Source organism: Kitasatospora sp. NPDC091257 (assembly GCF_044757675.1).
Lineage (GTDB): Bacteria > Actinomycetota > Actinomycetes > Streptomycetales > Streptomycetaceae > Kitasatospora > Kitasatospora lactacystinica.
Map to the genome: position 1 here is coordinate 1 of NZ_JBIVVI010000033.1, position 18,005 is coordinate 18,005.

Sequence of the window (18,005 nt, forward strand, 5' to 3'; positions counted from 1 at the left end):
CCCGGCCGCCCCGAGCGTGGTCGCGGCCCCCCGACCAGTGGAAGCTGGTCGGGGGGCCGCCGCCGTTCCCGGTCCGGTGACTACCGCTTGCGCAGCTCCCGGACCGCCGCGTCCAGCCGCTGCCCGAAGTCGGCGTCGGCCTTGCGGAAGTTGTCGACCGCCCGCTCCACGATGTCCTCGCGGTCGGCGGAGACCTTGGCGATGAAGCCCGCCAGGTTGCCGATCAGGCGCTGCTTCTCCTCCTCGGAGAACAGCCGGTACAGGTCGCCGGCCTGCACGAAGTCGTCGTCCTCGGCGTGCGAGGGCGCGGCGTGGGTGCCGGTGGGGCCGTCGACGGCGGTCGCGGCCCACAGCGGACGGCCGGTCTGCACCGGGCCGCCGAAGCTGTTCGGCTCGTAGTTCTTCTGCCGGCCGTGGCGGCCGTCGTACAAGTGGCCGTCGCGGCTGTTGGTGCGGGCCTCGGTGGCGTGCGGACGGTTCACCGGCAGGTGGTCGGCGTTGATGCCGACCCGGTAGCGGTGGGCGTCGGCGTACGCGAACAGGCGGCCCTGGAGCATCTTGTCCGGGGACGGGCCGATGCCGGGCACGAAGTGCGCCGGGGAGAACACCGACTGCTCGACCTCGGCGAAGACGTTGTCGGGGTTGCGGTTGAGCTCCAGCTTCCCGATCTCGATCGGCGGGTAGTCGGCGTGCGGCCAGACCTTGGTGAGGTCGAAGGGGTTGAAGCGGTAGTTCGCCGCGTCGGCCGCCGGCATGATCTGGACCTGCACCGTCCAGCTGGGGAACTCGCCGCGCTCGATCGACTCGCGCAGGTCGCGCTGGTGGCTGTCCGGGTCCTCGCCGGCGAGGGTGTTGGCCTCCGCCTGGGCGAGGTTGCGGATGCCCTGGTCGGTCTTGAAGTGGTACTTGACCCAGAAGTGCTCGCCGGCCTCGTTCTGCCACTGGTAGGTGTGCGAGCCGTAGCCGTTCATGTGCCGGTACGAGGCGGGGATGCCGCGGTCGCCGAACAGCCAGGTCACCTGGTGGGTGGCCTCGGGCGACAGGCCCCAGAAGTCCCAGACGTTGTCCGCCTCCTGGGAGCCGGTGTACGGGTCGCGCTTCTGGGTGTGGATGAAGTCGGGGAACTTGATGGCGTCCTTGATGAAGAACACCGGGGTGTTGTTGCCGACGAGGTCGTAGTTGCCCTCCTCGGTGTAGAACTTCAGCGCGAAGCCGCGCGGGTCGCGCACCGCGTCGGCCGCGCCGAGGTTGCCCGCCACCGTGGAGAAGCGCAGGAACGTCTCGGTCTGCTTGCCGACCTCGGAGAGGAACGCCGCCCGGGTCCAGGGCGTCACGTCGGCGGTCACGGTGAAGGTGCCGTACGCGCCGGCGCCGCGGGCGTGCACCACGCGCTCCGGGATCCGCTCGCGGTTGAAGTGCGCGAGCTTCTCGAACAGCAGCTGGTCCTGGATGAGCGCCGGGCCCCCGACGCCCGCCGTCTCGGTGTTCTGGTTGTCGGCGACGGGGGCACCCGCCTCCGTGGTCAGGGTCGGGCGCTGCTCGTCCTGGATCGTCATGGGAGTGCCTCCGCGGTGTCCGGTCGTGATGACACGATCCTAACTTGGACTTTGTCCAAGTCAATACTGGAACCAATCTCGGAGCTTGACCTACTCTGGATGGCATGAGCGACCTGCTGGAGAGACTGCGCGCACGGGGCTGGCGGCTGACCTCGCAACGCCGGGTCGTGGCCGAGGTCCTGGACGGCGACCACGTGCACCTCACCGCCGACGAGGTGCACGCCCGCGCGGCGGCCCGGCTGCCGGAGATCAGCCGCGCCACCGTCTACAACACGCTCGGCGAGCTCGTCACCCTCGGCGAGGTCCTGGAGGTCGCCACCGACGGCCGCGCCAAGCGCTACGACCCCAACGCGCACCGCGCCCACCAGCACCTGATCTGCTCGGGCTGCGGCGCGATCCGCGACGTCCACCCGCAGGGCGACCCGCTCGCCGCCCTCCCCGCCGCCGAGCGCTTCGGCTTCGCCGTCACCGCCGCCGAGGTCACCTACCGCGGCCTGTGCCCGAACTGCCGCCCCTGATCAAGAAGTTGCACCGATCAGGGAGTTGCACCGATCAGGGAGTTGCACCGATCGGCGGGACAAGCGGATCGCGGGGCCGCTCGAATCGGGGGTTACGCGCTCAACTCGGCGTTCAGCGCGCCCAGCAGCCGCCCGGCCCGTTCGGCCACCTCGGCCGGCCCGGAGCCGATCGCCCGCCGGCACCAGTTCTCCGCCTGCATCGGCTCCCCGCGGCGCAGTGCCAGCAGCGCCAGCCGCAGCGCCGCCCGGCCGTGCCCGGCGTCGGCGGCCCGGGTGTACCAGAGCATCGCCTCGGCCTCGCTGTCCTGCCGGGCCAGCAGCAGCCCCAGGTTGAACGCGGCGCTGCGGCTGCCCGCCTCGGCGGCCCGCCGGTACCAGCTCTCCGCGATCTCCAGCGCCCCGCGCTCGGCCGCCCGCACGCCCATCCGCACCTGCGCCCGGCGGTGCCCGGCGTCGGCGGCCAGCGCGTACCAGTGCTCGGCCTCGGCGTCCGCGTCCCCGCGCCGGTCCAGCAGCGAGGCCAGCCGGAACGCGCCCTCGGCCGAGCCTCCGGCCGCCGCCTGCCGGTAGCGCTGCAGCGCCCCGGCCAGGTTGCCGCGCTGCTCCTGGACGACCGCGAGTTGCAGGGCCGCCTCGCCGTGCCCCTCGGCCGCGGCGCGCGCGTACCACTCCTGGGCCTGCTGCTGCTCGCCGCGCCCGGCGTGCAGCACGCCGAGGTTGAACGCGCCGTCCACGCTGCCGGCCTCGGCCGCCTTGGAGAACCAGGGCTGGGCGCCGGACTCGTCGCCGCGCTGCAGCAGCACCACGGCCAGCGCGTTGCAGGCCTCCCGGTGCCCGGCGTACGCGGCCCGGCGGTACCACTGCTCGGCCTGCTGCTCGCGGCCGGTGCCGGCGCAGAGCAGGCCCAGGTTGAAGGCGCCGTTCTGGTCTCCCGCGTCGAGTGCGGCGCGGTACCAGCGCTCGGCCGCGGCGGCCTCGCCGCGGCTCGCGTGCAGCGCGCCCAGGGCGTTGGCGGCGTTGCCGTCCCCGGCCTCGGCGGCCTCCTGCCACCACTCGGCGGCGGCCGCCACGTCCCCGGAGTCGCGCAGCAGGAAGCCCAGCGCGCAGGCCGCGCGCGGCTCCCCGTTCTGCGCGGCCTGCCGGTACCAGCGGGCCGCCTCCTCCAGCAGCGACCGGTCGGTGCGGGCGCGCTCCTCCAGCAGCACGCCCAGGCGCAGCGCGGCGCGGGCGTGGCTGCGGGCGGCGGCGGTGCGGTACCAGGTCTCGGCGGTCTCCTTGTCCCCGGCGGCCTCGCGCATCCGGGCCAGCCGGTAGGAGGCCTCCCGGTGCCCGGCGTCGGCGGAGACCTTGAACCAGCGCTCGGCGCGCACGTCCCGCCGGTGCTCCATCAGGTCGCCCAGGGCGTACGCGCCCAGCGGGTGGCCGTGGTCGGCGGCGAAGTGCAGCCAGTACTCGGCGGCCTCCTCCTCGCCCTGGTCGCGCAGTTGCAGCCCGAGCGCGTGCGCGGCCGGCGCGCTGCCGGCCACGGCGGCCTGGCGCCACCACTGGCCGGCCTCGGCGCGGTGGCCCTGCTGGTGCAGCAGCACGCCGAGGTTGTTGGCGGCGGCGCGCACCCCGGCGGCCGCGGCGGCACGCAGGTAGGACTCGGCGTCCTCCAGTTCGCCGCGGCGCAGCAGCAGGGTGCCGAGCCGGCAGGCGGCGTCCGGGTCGCCGCCGTCGGCGGCCTGCCGGTGGCGGGCCTCCAGCGCGGCGGACTCGCGGGCGGCGAGGGCGGTCTCGAAGCTGGTCGAGTCGAGGCCGGCCGGGTCGAGCGCGGCGCCGGCGGCCGGCTCCCCGCCGGGCTGTTCGCCGTACGCGCCGACGGCGGCGGCGAACTGACGGGTCGACACGTGGACCAGGCTGTCGGGCCCGTAGCCGGTGGCCGGGGAACGCTCGGACAGTCCGCTGGTGCGCTGGGCGGGCAGGGCTCCGGGGTGGGCGGCGGTGCTCTCGGGGCTCTCCGCCCAGGCGTCGGTGTCCGCCTCGACGGCCGCCGCGGACTTGGCGCCTGACTTGCCGATCAGCCTCATGCCGACTCCCGCTCCCCCAGAGTGTCGCGGCATCGTGCCCCGGCGTGCGACCGGGAGGACTCCCGGGGGAGGCGCCGGACCCGACGGCCGGTCAGCGGCCGTGCACCGTCCCCCACGTGTCCCATCGTCGCATCACCCAGTACCCGCGTACACCTGCCCCGGCCGAATTCCGGCGGGGCTGACCCGAAGCCGACGAAATTGCTTCGGCGCTTTGTCGATTTCCCGACACTCCAACCCCACAAACCCCGCTGCCGTCGTCCTTGGCGACGGTCGATACTACCGGAGCGGTTCCCGCCGCTTCCGGGCGAGAACGGAGCGGGAAACACCAGAGGCCCGGAGGAAGAATCCTCCGGGCCTCTGGCCTTTGTAGCGGGGACAGGATTTGAACCTGCGACCTCTGGGTTATGAGCCCAGCGAGCTACCGAGCTGCTCCACCCCGCGTCGGTGGTTGAACCATAGCACGGTCGCGGGGTGGAACGGAAAACGGTTGCCGCAGCTCAGTGGGCTACGGCTGCGGGCTGGGCGATCCGCCGCCCGTGGCACCCGGGGCGGGAGTGCCGCCCGGGGCGGGCGCCGGGCTGCCGCCGCGGGCCGCCTCGGCGGCCTTCAGCGCGTCGCCGAGCGCCTTCTGGGCGTTGCCGTAGGCCACCCAGTCGCCGTTCTTGAACGCGGTCTGGCTGTCGTTGTACGCCTTCTCCGCGTCCGAGAGCGCCTTCTGGAGCTCCGGCGAGATCGTCCCGCCCGGCGCCGGCGCGGTGGGCGTCGTCGGGTTGGTCGGGGTCGTCCCGGTGCCCGGGTTGGCCGGCACGGTCGGGGTGGTCGCCGGGGGCGTCCCGCCGAACACCTTCTTCAGCGCGGCCTCCAGGGTGTCCTCGAACGCCACGTTGTCGTCCCCGTACACCGCCAGGACCTTCTGCATCGTCGGGTACTTGGCGCCGCGTCCGCGCACGTACACCGGCTCGATGTTGAGCAGTCCGCCGCCGACCGGCAGGGTCAGCAGGTTGCCGTACTCCAGCTCGGCGTCCCCGCCGCTCTTCAGCGCGAAGATCTGGTTGGCCACCTCCTGGCGGGAGTTGAACTTCGACTGCACCAGGCCGGGGCCCGGGGCGCCGCTCTCGCCCGTCATCTTCAGGATGCGGATCTTCCCGTAGTCGTCCCCCGGGTCCGCGTTGACGGCCATGAAGGCCGCCAGGTTGGGCCGCTGGTTGGGCACGAAGGTGCTGGTGAGCGAGAAGCTCGCGGTGTTGGTGTCCGGCATCCGCACCGTCACGTAGTACGGCGGCTGGACCTGCTTGGTGTCGCTGGTCGGGTCCACCGGGACCTGCCAGATGTCACTGCCGTTGAAGAAGGAGTTGGCGTCGGTGACGTGGTACTGGCCGAGCAGGTCGCGCTGCACCTTGAACATGTCCTGCGGGTAGCGCAGGTGCGGCAGCAGGCCCTGCGGGATGTCCGCCTTGGGCTCGACGGTGCCGGGGAAGGCCTTCATCCAGGTCTTCAGGACCGGGTCCTTGTCGTCCCACTGGTAGAGCTTCACCTCGCCGGTGTAGGCGTCCACCGTGGCCTTGACCGAGTTGCGGATGTAGTTGACCTGGTTGGCGACGGTCAGCAGCTCACCGCGCTGGTTGGTCAGCGAGTCCTTGGTGGCGGCGCCCAGCGTCGTCTTCGAGGAGAACGGGAAGCCGTCCGAGGTGGTGTAGCCGTCCAGCACCCAGAGCACCCGGCCGTCCTGCACCACCGGGTACGGGTCGGCGTCGATCGACAGCCACGGCGCGACCTTCTCCACCCGCTCCTTGGGCGTCCGGTTGTAGAGCACCTTGGCACCGTCGGTGATCGCCCCCGCGTAGAGGATCTGCGGCTCGCTGAAGCGCACCGCGTACGCGGCCCGGGTCAGCGGGTTGTCCAGCGAGACCCCGCTGCCGCCGGAGTAGGTGTACTCGGCGTTCTGGCCGGTCTTGGGATCGGTGTAGTCGATCTCCTTGTTGGCGCCGCCGACGATCGAGTAGGTGGTGGTCTTCTCGCCGTAGTAGATCCGCTGCTGGTAGTCGCCCAGCGTGCCGGTGGCCGGCAGGCCCGACTCGGTGAACACCGGCTGGCCCTTGTCGTCGACCTGGTTGCCCTTGGCGGCCACCGCGCCGTAGCCGTGGGTGTACTTGAAGTGGTCGTTGATCCAGTTGCGCTGCACGCCGTTGAGGTCGAGCTCGCGCAGGCCGATCACGCTGTCCTGCTTGCCCTGCCCGGTGCCGTAGCGGTCCACGTCCAGCGTGTTCGGGAAGGCGTAGTAGTTGCGCTGCTGCTCCAGCGACTGGAACGTCGGCGAGACCACGTTCGGGTCCAGCAGCCGGATGTCCGCGACGGTCTGCGCGTCCGGCTTGAGCGCGTCGGCGTTGGTGGTGCCCTGCGGGGTGTACTGGGTGGTCTGCGCGTCCGCGATCCCGTACGCCTGGCGGGTGGCGTCGATGTTCTTCTGGATGTACGGCGTCTCCTTGGCCTGCTCGTTCGGCTTGACCTGGAACTGCTGCACGATCGCCGGGTACAGCCCGCCGATCAGCACCGCCGACAGCACCATCAGCCCCAGGCCGATCAGGGCCGGGGCCCAGGTGCGGCGGATGGGGGTCAGGAAGAACAGCACCGCGCAGATGATCGCGACGAAGAACAGGATGGTCTTGGCCGGCAGGAACGCGTTGGCGTCCACGTAGCGCAGGCCGGTCCAGCCCGAGACGCCCTTGTACGAGCCGGTCTTCACCGCCAGCGCGTACCGGTCCAGCCAGTACGCGACGGCCTTCAGCAGCACGAACACGCCCAGCAGCACCGCCAGGTGCCCCTGCGCGCCCACACTCGCCCGGCGGCCCGGGCCCTGCAGCCGCAGCCCGCCGTACAGGTAGTGCACCAGCGCCGAGGTCAGCAGCGAGACGATCACCGCGCTGAACGCGAAGCCCAGCACGAACTCGTAGAACGGCAGGTCGAAGGCGTAGAACGAGACGTCCATGCCGAACTGCGAGTCCTTCTCACCGAAGGAGGTCGAGTTCGTCCACATCAGCCAGGTCCGCCACTGCCCGGAGGCGGCGGCGCCGGCCACCAGGCCGATCACCAGCGAGATGCCGATCAGCGCCCAGCGCTTGAACGGCGCCAGGCCGGCCCGGTAGCGGTCCAGGCTCTGCTGCTCCACCGACATCGCCGACAGCGGCGGCCGCAGCCGGTGCGCCAGCCAGATGTTGAAGCCGACGATCACCGCCATCAGCAGCCCGAACACCGCGAACAGGCCGATCTTCGTCCACAGCTGGGTGGTGAACACCGAGGAGAAGTGGACCGACTTGAACCACAGCCAGTCCGTCCAGAAGCCCGCGAACATGACGAACAGCAGGAAGAGCACCGCGAGCACGCCCAGGGTCAGCAGGGCCACCCGCGCTCGCCGGGAGGGCGGGCCTACCCTGCGCCGGAAACCCGGCTCTGAGCGTTCGGGCATCTGGAAGACCACGGTGGCACCTCGGCTGTGTCGTCTGAATGGGTCGGTCGTCAGAGAAACTTAACCAGGCTTTGGTCGAGTTCCCACCGTTAGCAGACGGTTACGACGCCGGTCCGCCCCCGGCCGTCCCTTCCGTGGTTCCCGCGGCCCTCCGGGCGGCCCCGCGGCGGTCGTCGCGGCGCCCCTGCCGACGGCTCCCGCGGCGGACCGCCCGGCGAGCGGGCCCCGCCCGGCGTGTGAGGATTGAGGCATGTCCGACGCGTCTGATCTGAACAACTCCCCCGACGACGTCTCCAAGCTCCCGGCCGCCACCCCGCTGACCCGGGCCGCGCTGGAGATCGACGAGTACGCATCCACCCTCGGCTGGGACCTCCCGGCCCGGCTGTTCGCCCTGGTGGACAGCGCCGCCCTGCGCAAGGCCAACCCGAAGATCGCCAAGCAGCTCGGCCTCGCCGAGGGCGACGAGGCCGGCCTGACCCCGATCGAGCAGGACGAGCTGCCGGCCGGCATGGAGCTCGACAAGTTCCTCGGCACCATCGCCTGGCCCGACTCGGTGGCCGGCTGCGCCCTGGTCGTCGAGCGCATGATGCTGCCCCCGGGCGCCGAGCAGTCGCGCCCGCGGGGCGCCAGCGACGCCCAGCTCGCCGAGTGGGTGGCCAACCACCCCAAGCGCGAGGAGGTGCGGATCACCGCCGCGGTGCTGCGCGGCGGCAAGAAGGAGATCGCCCTGCGGCTGCGTTCCAAGGACGTCGCCCGCGAGGTGCTGACCGGCCCCGACCTGGTGCCGGGCCTGACCGAGGCACTGCTGGCGACCTTCGCCTGACGCCTTCCCCGCCGGCTCTCCCGGCGGCCGCCCGGCGCCCGCCGGGCGGTCGGCCGGGCCTGTCAGCCGGCGGAGCAGGACGGCAGCGCGGAGGTCTGCCCGGAGCGGACCTGCTCCAGCGACTTCAGCGCGCCATCCAGCGTGTCCGCCTTGATCAGGGTCAGCCCGGACGGCACGTTCTTGGTCGCCTCGGCGCAGTTCGAGGACGGGGTGAAGAAGTACTCGGCCCCGGCGTCCCGGGCGGCGATCAGCTTCATCGAGATGCCGCCGATCGGGCCGACCTTGCCGTCGTCGTCGATGGTCCCGGTGCCGGCCACGAACTTGCCGCCGGTGAGGTCGCCGCCGGGGGTGAGCTTGTCGATGATGCCGAGCGAGAACATCAGGCCGGCGCTCGGGCCGCCCACGTCCTGCAGGCCGATGTCGATCTGGAACGGGTAGGTGTGCCGCATCCCGGTGCCGATGCCCACCACCGCGAGCTCCGCCCGCTCGGCGGAGGCGTTCGGGTCGAGGTCCTTGGCCCGGACGGTCGGGACGGTGACGTCGGTCTTCCCGCCCTGCGTGGCGGCGCCGTTCGCGTCCTTGACCCGAGGCACGACGGTGAAGACCACCGACTCGCCCGGCTTGTGCTTGGTGACGGCCGCGACCACCTGCTCGACCGAGCCGACCGGCGTGCCGTCCACCGCCACGATCTGGTCCCCCGCGTGCAGCCGGCCCTCGGCCGGGGCGCCCGCGGTGACCGACTTCACGATGAACTCGCTGCCCACCGGGATGCCCAGCTGCTTGAGCGCCGCGGTGCGCGCGCTGTCCTCGGAGGAGGCGAACTCCTCGGCGTTCTGCTTCTTGGCCTCCGCGTCCGACTGCCCCTTGGGGTAGACGTTGTCGTGCGGCACCACCAGCACGTCGTCCCGCAGCCAGCCGACCACCGCGTTGACCAGGCTGGGCTCGTACTTGGCCCCGGTGACCTGGACGGTGGTCATGTTGAGGTGGCCGCTCGTCGGGTACGAGTCGTGCCCGCTGATGCTGATCACCGGCTTGCCGCCCTGGTTGCCGAGCGTGTTGTACGTCGGCCCCGGGCTCATCTCCGTGTACGGCACCTTCATCAGCACCGAGACGCAGAGCAGCGCTATGAGCAGCAGGGTGGCAGCGAGCATCGTCGCGGAGCGGCGTGGCATGCCACGACAGTACGGGACGCGCCCGAAGCGGCGCCCGCCGGGCTACCTGCCGGAGCCCTCGCCGGGGGCGGCCGCGCCCGCGGTGGTGCGTTCCATGGCGGCCATGAAACGCCGGTGTTCGGCCAGCGAGGCCGGGTCCCCGGTGGCCCGCGGCGCCCGCTGGGCCCACACCGCCCAGAGGGCGGCGACCAGGACCGCGGCCACCGGAATGAGCAACCAGGCGAGCGCACCCATGTCAGTACTCCCAGCTCGTCGTGTCTATGAGCAGATTAACCACTCCGGCGGACAACGCGGCCGGCGCCATCCGGGTCACGGGACGGCCGATCGGCTCACTTCCAGGGAGTATTCGGAGCACCGTCACGGACCCGTTGGAGTGAGACCTCGGCGCGCCTGACCCGACCGACGCACGAGGTGTGCCGATCGGTTCCGTCGCACCGGTCCCGCTCTCAGCAGCCGCCGGCGCCGACCCACTCCTCCCCGCCGTCGGAGAAGACCTGGTGCTTCCAGATCGGCACCTCGTGCTTGAGGTCGTCGATCAGCCGACGGGCGGCCGCGAAGGCCTCGCCGCGGTGGGCGCAGGAGACGGCGACGATCACGGCCTTGTCCGTGATCTCCAGCCGGCCCACCCGGTGGACCGCGGCGAGCGCCCGGACCGGGAAGTCGGCGGCCACCTTCTCGGCGATCCGGCGCATCTCCTGCTCGGCGGTGGGGTGGCAGCTGTACTCCAGCGCGGAGACCGACTTGCCGCCGTCGTGGTCCCGGACCGTCCCGACGAAGACGGTGGTGCCGCCGGCCGCGTCGTCGCCGACCGCCTCGTACACCTCGTCCAGCGAGAGCGGGGTGTCGCGGATGGCGAGCAGGCGGATGGGGTCGTGGTTCTCGGACATGACCCCATGATTCCCCATCCGGGACGGGACGGGGCCCGTACTTTCCGCATCACGACGCCGGACTTTCGCATCGTGAGAAGCGCGTGCCGTCCGTCGACCGCCTCCCCACGCCGCCCGGTACCGGCAGGACGGAACCGGCCGATCGGAACCGGCACCGGGGCCGACCGGTCGGGGCCGACCGGTCAGAACCGCCGCCGCTTGCGGGCCCGGCGCACCAGCGCCGCCGTACCCACCAGCGCCACCGTCGCCCCGGCCGCCCCCAGACTGGTCGCCGCCTCCTTGCCGCCCAGCCGGCGACCGGCCACCGCGTGCTTGCCGGACACCTGCTCCAGCAGCTCGGCCAGCACCTGCTCGTTGGTGTGCGCCGGACGCCAGCCCGCCTCGTGCAGCCGGCTCCCGGACACCACCCACGGGTACATCGTGTACGCCAGGTCCCCGGCCGGGGCCGGGGTCAGACCGAGCCGGTGCAGCCGCGCCGCCGTACCGAGCGCCAGCGAGGCCGGCAGCTCCATCCGCCGGATCCCGGACAGCCGCTCCACGTCCTCCTGCTCCAGCCAGCCGTCGCAGCCGACCGTCACCTCGCCCTCGACCAGGCCCAGCGCCGCGTACTCCAGCGCCGCCGCCAGGTCGTCCACGTGGCAGAACTGCCAGCACGGGCGGGAGCCCGCCACCACCAGCAGCCGGGGCGCCTCGAAGTGCCGGGTCAGCACGGTGTCCACGCCGGGACCCACCACCACGGCCGGGCGCAGCACCGTCACCTGGAGGCCCGGGTGGGCGCGCGGCGCCCGGCGGGCCAGCCGCTCGATCTCCAGCAGGTCCCCGACCAGCGAGGCCTCCTCGGTGGCCCGCAGCTCGGAGTCCTCCGCCAGCGGCACCTCGTTGTCGGCCAGCGCGCCGTAGACCATCGCCGAGGTGCACAGCACCACCCGGTGGACGCCGGCGGCCGCGGCCGCGGTCAGCACCGTCTGGGCGCCGCGCACGTTGTAGGCGCTGCGGGCCCGGGCGTCGGACTCCATGCCGAAGTCCATCGCCAGGTGCACCACCACGTCGACCCCGGCCAGCCGCTCGGCCACCGCCGGGTCGCGGACGTCGAGCACCCGCCACTGCACGCCCGGCACCTCCCCCCGCCGGTCGTCCACGGCGAGGACCTTCCGGACGTGCGGGGAGGCCACCAGCCGGGCGGCGACCCGCTCGCCCAGCACCCCCGCGGCGCCGGTGACCGCCACGGTCAGCGGCCGTCCGCCGTAGGCTGGAGACGGCGACGCCGTGGTGTCCGACGCGTCCTCTCCTCCGGTCAGCCCAGAGCGAACGTCCGAGGGCGGGGAACTCACCGGCCATCCTCCACGGTTAGCTTTATGTGCGTACGGACGTGTGTCACGTACGTCCATCCTGCCCGAGGCGAAGGCCCGGCGGTGCACCCGGCGCGGGCCTGCCGCGCGGGAGCCGCCCCCGAGTCCCCCACTCCGCCGCCGCCCCGGGCGCAGACTTTTCCGCCACACCCGCATGACGGCCGACCGGATCGAGGACCCCGTGAGCGACCTTCCCTTCGGATTCGGCGTTCCGCCCGAGGAGCCCGAGGACGGCAAGGCCAAGCCCGACGACGCGCAGAAGAACGAGAAGAAGGACCAGGAGCAGTCCGGCGGCGGTCCGCAGCCGTTCGGCTTCGGCGGCGGCAACCCCTTCGGCGCGATGTTCGGCATGCCCGGCGCCCCGGGCGGCGCCGGAGCCGACAACCCCTTCGCCGCGATGTTCGGCGGCATGAACCCGGGTGACCTCGGCGCCGCCTTCCAGCAGCTCGGCCAGATGCTCTCGTTCGAGGGCGGCCCGGTGAACTGGGACCTCGCCACGAACATCGCCCGCCAGACCGTGGTCGCCGAGCCCGCCGAGGGCAAGAGCAAGGACCGCTCGGTCAGCGCGGCCGAGCGCTCCGCCGTCGCCGAGGCCGTCCGCCTGGCCGACCTGTGGCTCGACGGCTCCACCGAGTTCCCCTCCGGGGCCGGCACCGCCGTCGCCTGGAGCCGCGCCGAGTGGATCGAGGCCACCCTCCCGGTCTGGAAGGACCTGGTGGACCCGGTCGCCGAGCGGGTCGGCAACGCCATGGGCGGCGTGCTGCCCGAGGAGATGCAGGCCATGGCCGGCCCGCTGATGGGCGTGATGCGCTCGATGGGCGGCGCCATGTTCGGCACCCAGATCGGCCAGGCGCTCGGCGCGCTCGCCGGCGAGGTGGTCGGCTCCTCCGACGTCGGCCTGCCGCTCGCCCCGGCCGGCAAGGCCGCGCTGCTGCCGCAGAACGTCGCCGAGTTCGGCGAGGGCCTGAGCGTGCCCGCCGACGAGGTCCGGCTCTACCTCGCCCTGCGCGAAGCCGCCCACCAGCGGCTCTTCGCCCACGTGCCGTGGCTGCGGGCCCACCTGCTGGGCGCCGTCGAGGCCTACGCGCGCGGCATCAAGGTCGACACCTCCCGGATGGAGGAGCTGGTCGGCCAGCTCGACCCGAGCAACCCGGAGGCGCTGCAGGAGGCGCTGGCCGGCGGCCTGCTCCAGCCCGAGGACACCCCGGAGCAGAAGGCCGCGCTCGCCCGCCTGGAGACCGCGCTCGCGCTGGTCGAGGGCTGGGTCGACGCCGTCGTGCACGCCGCCGCCGAGCCGCACCTGCCGCAGGCCGGCGCGCTGCGCGAGACCGTCCGCCGCCGCCGCGCGGCCGGCGGGCCCGCCGAGCAGACCTTCGCCACCCTGGTCGGCCTGGAGCTGCGTCCGCGCCGGCTGCGCGACGCCTCCCGGCTCTGGGCGCTGCTCGCCGACGCCCGCGGCATCGAGGGCCGCGACGCGCTCTGGGAGCACCCGGACATGCTGCCCACCGCCGCCGACCTGGACGACCCGGACGCCTTCGTGCACCGGGGCTCCGCCGACGACCTGGAGGGCGGCATCGACTTCGACGCCTTCGACAAGCTGCTCGGCGAGGCCGCGGCCGGCAAGCCCGACCTCACCAAGAAGGACGAGCGGCCGGGGACCGACGAGGACGGCACCGACGGAAAGGGCGAGCCCACCGCATGACGGCGACCGAGACGCCCGCCACCGGGACGCCCGGCACCGGACTGCACGCGGACGCCGTCCGCGCGCTGACCGGGTGGCGGCCCGCCGACGAGGACCAGGAGCGGCTGCGGCTGGACTACCTGGAGCACCTGGCCGAGCAGCCCGAGGGCCTGTACCGCTCCTGCCTGCCCGCGCACATCACCGCGAGCGCGGCGGTCGTCGACCCGGCCGCCGGGCGGGTGCTGCTCACCCTGCACCCCAAGGTCGGCATGTGGCTCCAGATGGGCGGGCACTGCGAGCCCGGCGACCGCGACCTCGCCTCGGCCGCGCTGCGCGAGGCCGTCGAGGAGTCCGGCATCCCCGACCTGGTGCTGCTGGAGAGCGACGGCGCCCCGGTGCCGGCCAAGCTGGACCGGCACCTGGTCCGCTGCACCGGCAAGGACCGGCCGGAGAACACCCACCTGGACGTCCAGTACATCGCGCTGGCCCCGGCCGGCGCGCAGGCGCTGATCAGCGAGGAGTCGCTGGACCTGCGCTGGTTCGACTACGACCGGCTGCCGGAGCTCACCGACCACTCGGTGCGCGACCTGGTGGCCCGGGCACGGCAGCTGACCGGCTGAGGTGCGACGTCGGAAGGGGGCGCGGAGCCTATTGGCCCGCGCCCCCTTCCGTCGTTCCTCCGGTCGGACCGACCGGTCTCCGGCCAGGTGCATACCCGCGCCGCCGCGGCCTCAGCCGCAGGAGGAGTCCGGGTCCGGCCCGGACGGATCCGGGGCCGCGTGCCGCGCGCCGGGGATGTGCGGCAGCCGGGCGGCGGAGACCACGCCCTCCAGGTAGCCGCGGGCCCGCTCGGTCCGCGGGTAGGACTCCAGCAGGGCCCAGAACGCCGGGCCGTGGTCCGGCACCAGCAGGTGCGCCAGCTCGTGCAGCAGCACGTAGTCCAGCACGTACTCCGGCATGCCCTGGAGCCGGTGGGAGAGACGGATCGTCCCCTCGCTGGGGGTGCAGGAGCCCCAGCGGGAATTCTGGTTGGTGACCCAGCGGACCTGGCTGGGCCGGGCGCGACCGTCCAGGTAGGCGCCCGACAGCTCGCGGGCCCGGGTCATCAGGGCCTCGTCACCGGGGGTCCGCCGGGACTCCTGGGCGGCGAGCTTCTCCAGCATCTGCGCGACCCAGCGCTGCTCCTCGGCGTGCGACATCCGGGCCGGGATCAGCACCACGGTGCGGTCGCCCTCGCGGTAGGCGGAGACCGTACGGCTGCGGCGGGCGCTGCGGCGCACCTCGACCCGGCCGCGGTCGTGCGCCTCGGGGGCCGCCGCGCCGGAGGGCGGCGGCTGCGGTGGAGCCGGCCTCGGCTGCTGCCGCTGGTCGGGGCGCCCGCGTGTGTTCGGCGCCGCGACCTGCGACCCGGACGCTGCGCGGGCACGCCGACTCGACGCCGGAGGATGGGAGTCCCGCTCGGCTGCCATGGCACACGACGTTACCCGGTACCACGGACAGAAGTCCGCTGCCGTGGCCGGAATCTTTCATGGAGTGATCGGGAACGAAAAGTCGACGGCGGGTGTCCGGAAACCGACTCCGGAGGGGATGGCCGGTTATCCACAGGGCGCGCGAACGGATGGTGCGATCATGCGCACGGCCCTGTGGACAACCTTCCGCACGACGTCGGCGCGATGGGGCAAGCTGCGGTCGGCCGTCCGGAAACGATCGGAAGGGAGATCGTCGTGCGCCTCGCCCTCAAACCCGCGCTGTCCCGCAGCTGGCGGGACCCGCAGACCCTGCAGTTCGGCACCGTCACCCGCTTCGCCGGGGTGCTCGGCAACGCCGACAAGACCCTCTGCGACTTCCTCGCGCTGCTCGACGGGACACGGGAGCGACCGGAGCTCCTGACCGAGGGCGAACGCATCGGGCTCGGCCGCGAACCGGCCGACACCCTGCTCACCGGCCTGGAGGAGACCGGCCTGCTGGACGACGCGGAGGCCGACCGCCGCGCCCTGGCCCGCTTCCCCCCGCAGCAGCGGGACCTGCTCGGCCCCGACCTCGCCTCGCTCTCCCTGGTCCACTCCGGCCCGGGCGCCGCACCGGCGGTCCTCGGCCGCCGGGCCGACGCGCGGATCGAGGTGCGCGGCGCGGGCCGGGTCGGCACCGCCGTGGCGGCGGTGCTCGCGGCGGGCGGCACCGGCACGGTCACGGTCGCGGACCGCGGCCGGGTGAAGCCGGAGGACTGCTCCCCCGCCGGGCTGCCGCCCGGGGACGTCGGACGGCTGCGCTCGACGGCGGCCCGGGAGGCGGTGCAGCGGGCCACCGGCCGGCCGCCGGCGCCCCTGCCCCGGCGCCGCACCGGGGAGCCGCCACCGGACTTCGTGGTCCTCGCGCCGCGGGACGGCAGCGCCGCCTTCGCCGGCGGGACGTACGAGGCCCGACTGCTGCTGCGGGCCGGGGTGCCGCACCTCTACGTGGGCGTGGTCGAGGAGTTCGGCGTCGTCGGACCGCTGGTGATCCCCGGGGTGTCCGCCTGCGGGCACTGCCTGGTGCTGCGCCGGGAGGACGAGGACGCCGCCTGGCCCCGGGTCCTGGCCCAGCTCGCCGACGGAGGCCCCGGACGGGCCCGGACCCCGGCCTGCGACACGGCGCTGGCGACGACGGTCGCCGGGCTGGCGGCGCTGCACGTCCAGGTGTTCCTGGACGGCGGCCGGCCGCCGAGCGTGGACGGCTGGTGCGAGGTCTCGGCCGGGGACGGCATGCCGAGGCGCCTGCGGCTGCGCGGGCACCCCGACTGCGGCTGCCTGTGGCAGCCGCTGCCGCCGGGGTGAGGAGCCCCGGAGGAAGCCATCCGGCCCCGCGCGGGAAGTCGGCCGAGCCGACTTCCGGCGCGGAACCACCGGCCCCCACCGGACCAAGCCACCCAACTCCCCGCAAAGCGAGGGCACTCCCGGCCCCGCCCCACGGAATTCCGAGGGGCACGCGGCAGGGAGCGGGCACAATGGCGTAGAGATGGTCGGCCGCCCGGAACCGGGGGGCCGGGGAATGGAGGCCCGGGGTGAGCGATCTTCCGCGCAAGGCAATGACCCGCACGGCACGGCTCGCCGCCCTGCCGCTGGGGATAGCCGGCCGCGCCACGCTCGGCCTGGGCAAGCGGATCGGCGGCCGCTCCGCCGAGGTCGTCACCGCCGAGCTCCAACAGGCCACCGCGGACCAGCTGTTCAAGGTCCTCGGCGAACTCAAGGGCGGGGCGATGAAGTTCGGGCAGGTGCTGTCCGTCTTCGAGGCCGCGCTGCCGGAGGAGGTGGCCGGGCCGTACCGGGCGGCGCTCACCAAGCTCCAGGACGCCGCTCCCCCGATGCCCGCCGCCAAGGTGCACACCGCGCTCGCCCAGCGGCTCGGCGACTCCTGGCGCGAGCTGTTCCGGGAGTTCGACGACCGGCCCTCGGCCGCCGCCTCGATCGGCCAGGTGCACAAGGCGGTCTGGCACGACGGCCGCACGGTCGCCGTCAAGGTGCAGTACCCGGGCGCGGGCGACGCCCTGCTCGCGGACCTCTCGCAGCTGAGCCGGGTGGCCTGGCTGCTGGGACCGCTGATCCCCGGGCTGGACATCAAGCCGCTGATCGCCGAGCTGCGCGAGCGCGTCTCGGAGGAGCTGGACTACGAGCTGGAGGCGCAGGCCCAGCGCCGGCACGCCGAGGAGTTCACGGACGACCCGGACATCGTGGTGCCGGGCGTGGTGGCCCAGGCCGACCAGGTGCTGGTCACCGAGTGGATGGGCGGCACCCCGCTGGCCGAGGTGATCGCGGGCGGCACCCAGGAGGAGCGCGACCGCGCCGGGCAGCTGCTGGCCCGGTTCCTGTTCGCGGGCCCGTCCCGGACGGGGCTGCTGCACGCGGACCCGCACCCGGGCAACTTCCGGCTGCTGAAGGACGACGGCCCGGCGTCGGGCTGGCGGCTGGGCGTGCTGGACTTCGGCACCGTGGACCGGCTGCCCGGCGGGCTGCCCGCGCCGATCGGGGCCTCGCTGCGGATGGCGTTGGCCGGGGACGCGGCCGGGGTGCTCCGGATGCTGCGCGAGGAGGGCTTCGTGAAGCCCTCGATCCGGCTGGATCCGGACGCGGTGCTGGACTACCTGCTGCCGATCATCGAGCCGGCCGCGGTGGAGAACTTCCACTTCACCCGGACCTGGATGCGCGCCCAGGCGGCCCGGATCGCCGATCCGCGCTCGCCCGCCTACAACCTGGGCAAGCAGCTGAACCTGCCGCCCGCGTACCTGCTGATCCACCGGGTGACGCTGAGCACCATCGGGGTGCTCTGCCAGCTGGGCGCCAAGGCGCCGTTCCGCGCCGAGATGCTGGCGTGGCTGCCCGAGTTCGCCGGGCACCCGTCGGCAGGGCCGGCGGAGCCCGCCGCGCCCGCCCGGGTCCGCGAGGACTGACCCAGGCACCGCGACAACGGCCGCAGGCCGCTCCCCGACGACGGGGAGCGGCCTGCGGCACGAC

General features: G+C 73.6%; 14 protein-coding genes and 1 tRNA gene. 6 read left to right on the forward strand and 9 right to left on the reverse strand.

Annotated elements, in window-relative coordinates:
- Window positions 1-80 precede the first annotated feature (80 nt).
- Window positions 81-1,556: a catalase gene (locus tag ACIQOV_RS02970; protein WP_359908420.1), complete on the reverse strand. Its 1,476-nt coding sequence runs from the start codon at window positions 1,554-1,556 to the stop codon at window positions 81-83.
- Between the two features lie 104 nt (window positions 1,557-1,660).
- Between ACIQOV_RS02970 and ACIQOV_RS02975 the strand changes: the two genes are divergently transcribed.
- On the forward strand, window positions 1,661-2,074 hold the full coding sequence (locus ACIQOV_RS02975) for a Fur family transcriptional regulator (protein ID WP_380354946.1): 414 nt from the start codon (window positions 1,661-1,663) through the stop codon (window positions 2,072-2,074).
- 92 nt (window positions 2,075-2,166) lie between these two features.
- On the opposite strand, the gene ACIQOV_RS02980 is transcribed toward ACIQOV_RS02975, so the two are convergent.
- The 3 genes from ACIQOV_RS02980 to ACIQOV_RS02990 all read right to left on the reverse strand — a co-directional run bounded on the left by ACIQOV_RS02980 (window position 2,167) and on the right by ACIQOV_RS02990 (window position 7,606).
- Window positions 2,167-4,143, reverse strand: a complete 1,977-nt coding sequence (locus ACIQOV_RS02980) for a sel1 repeat family protein (RefSeq protein ID WP_401044173.1) — start codon at window positions 4,141-4,143, stop codon at window positions 2,167-2,169.
- Between the two features lie 367 nt (window positions 4,144-4,510).
- Window positions 4,511-4,584: transfer RNA gene (locus tag ACIQOV_RS02985), tRNA-Met, on the reverse strand.
- A gap of 64 nt (window positions 4,585-4,648) precedes the next feature.
- The gene (locus tag ACIQOV_RS02990) at window positions 4,649-7,606 is read right to left on the reverse strand and encodes a UPF0182 family protein (RefSeq protein ID WP_401044190.1); all 2,958 of its coding nucleotides are present in this window, start codon (window positions 7,604-7,606) and stop codon (window positions 4,649-4,651) included.
- Between the two features lie 250 nt (window positions 7,607-7,856).
- Here ACIQOV_RS02990 and ACIQOV_RS02995 point away from each other — a divergent pair, with 250 nt between their 5' ends.
- Window positions 7,857-8,429 carry a PPA1309 family protein gene (locus tag ACIQOV_RS02995; RefSeq protein WP_359908408.1) on the forward strand — a complete coding sequence of 191 codons (573 nt, stop codon included), beginning with the start codon at window positions 7,857-7,859 and terminating at the stop codon, window positions 8,427-8,429.
- Window positions 8,430-8,491: 62 nt separating this feature from the next.
- Here ACIQOV_RS02995 and ACIQOV_RS03000 read toward each other — a convergent pair whose 3' ends face one another.
- The 4 genes from ACIQOV_RS03000 to ACIQOV_RS03015 all read right to left on the reverse strand — a co-directional run bounded on the left by ACIQOV_RS03000 (window position 8,492) and on the right by ACIQOV_RS03015 (window position 11,819).
- Entirely contained in the window at window positions 8,492-9,601 is a 1,110-nt protein-coding gene (locus ACIQOV_RS03000) for a PDZ domain-containing protein (protein WP_359908403.1), read from the reverse strand.
- A gap of 42 nt (window positions 9,602-9,643) precedes the next feature.
- Window positions 9,644-9,835 carry a hypothetical protein gene (locus ACIQOV_RS03005; RefSeq protein ID WP_401044177.1) on the reverse strand — a complete coding sequence of 64 codons (192 nt, stop codon included), beginning with the start codon at window positions 9,833-9,835 and terminating at the stop codon, window positions 9,644-9,646.
- Between the two features lie 212 nt (window positions 9,836-10,047).
- Window positions 10,048-10,488: a molybdenum cofactor biosynthesis protein MoaE gene (locus tag ACIQOV_RS03010; RefSeq protein WP_359908397.1), complete on the reverse strand. Its 441-nt coding sequence runs from the start codon at window positions 10,486-10,488 to the stop codon at window positions 10,048-10,050.
- Window positions 10,489-10,670: 182 nt separating this feature from the next.
- Window positions 10,671-11,819, reverse strand: a complete 1,149-nt coding sequence (locus ACIQOV_RS03015; RefSeq protein ID WP_359908394.1) for an NAD-dependent epimerase/dehydratase family protein — start codon at window positions 11,817-11,819, stop codon at window positions 10,671-10,673.
- A gap of 199 nt (window positions 11,820-12,018) precedes the next feature.
- Between ACIQOV_RS03015 and ACIQOV_RS03020 the strand changes: the two genes are divergently transcribed.
- Both ACIQOV_RS03020 and ACIQOV_RS03025 read left to right on the forward strand, forming a co-directional pair.
- Window positions 12,019-13,539: a zinc-dependent metalloprotease gene (locus ACIQOV_RS03020; protein ID WP_401044180.1), complete on the forward strand. Its 1,521-nt coding sequence runs from the start codon at window positions 12,019-12,021 to the stop codon at window positions 13,537-13,539.
- Window positions 13,536-14,138 (forward strand): NUDIX hydrolase, encoded by a 603-nt coding sequence (locus ACIQOV_RS03025; RefSeq protein ID WP_359908388.1) that lies wholly within the window; start codon window positions 13,536-13,538, stop codon window positions 14,136-14,138. The genes ACIQOV_RS03020 and ACIQOV_RS03025 overlap by 4 nt, the downstream gene beginning before the upstream one ends.
- Before the next feature lie 111 nt (window positions 14,139-14,249).
- Here the strand turns inward: ACIQOV_RS03025 and ACIQOV_RS03030 are convergent, their stop codons facing one another.
- Complete coding sequence (locus ACIQOV_RS03030) at window positions 14,250-14,987, reverse strand: M48 family metallopeptidase (RefSeq protein WP_401044183.1); 738 nt, start codon at window positions 14,985-14,987, stop codon at window positions 14,250-14,252.
- A 255-nt stretch (window positions 14,988-15,242) separates the two neighbouring features.
- On the opposite strand from ACIQOV_RS03030, the gene ACIQOV_RS03035 reads away from it, so the two are divergent.
- Together ACIQOV_RS03035 and ACIQOV_RS03040 are read left to right on the forward strand one after the other, a co-directional pair.
- A complete protein-coding gene (locus ACIQOV_RS03035) occupies window positions 15,243-16,331 on the forward strand; it encodes a ThiF family adenylyltransferase (protein WP_401044185.1) in 1,089 nt (362 codons plus the stop codon).
- Between the two features lie 227 nt (window positions 16,332-16,558).
- Window positions 16,559-17,941: an ABC1 kinase family protein gene (locus ACIQOV_RS03040; protein ID WP_401044187.1), complete on the forward strand. Its 1,383-nt coding sequence runs from the start codon at window positions 16,559-16,561 to the stop codon at window positions 17,939-17,941.
- The last annotated feature ends 64 nt before the right edge of the window (window positions 17,942-18,005 follow it).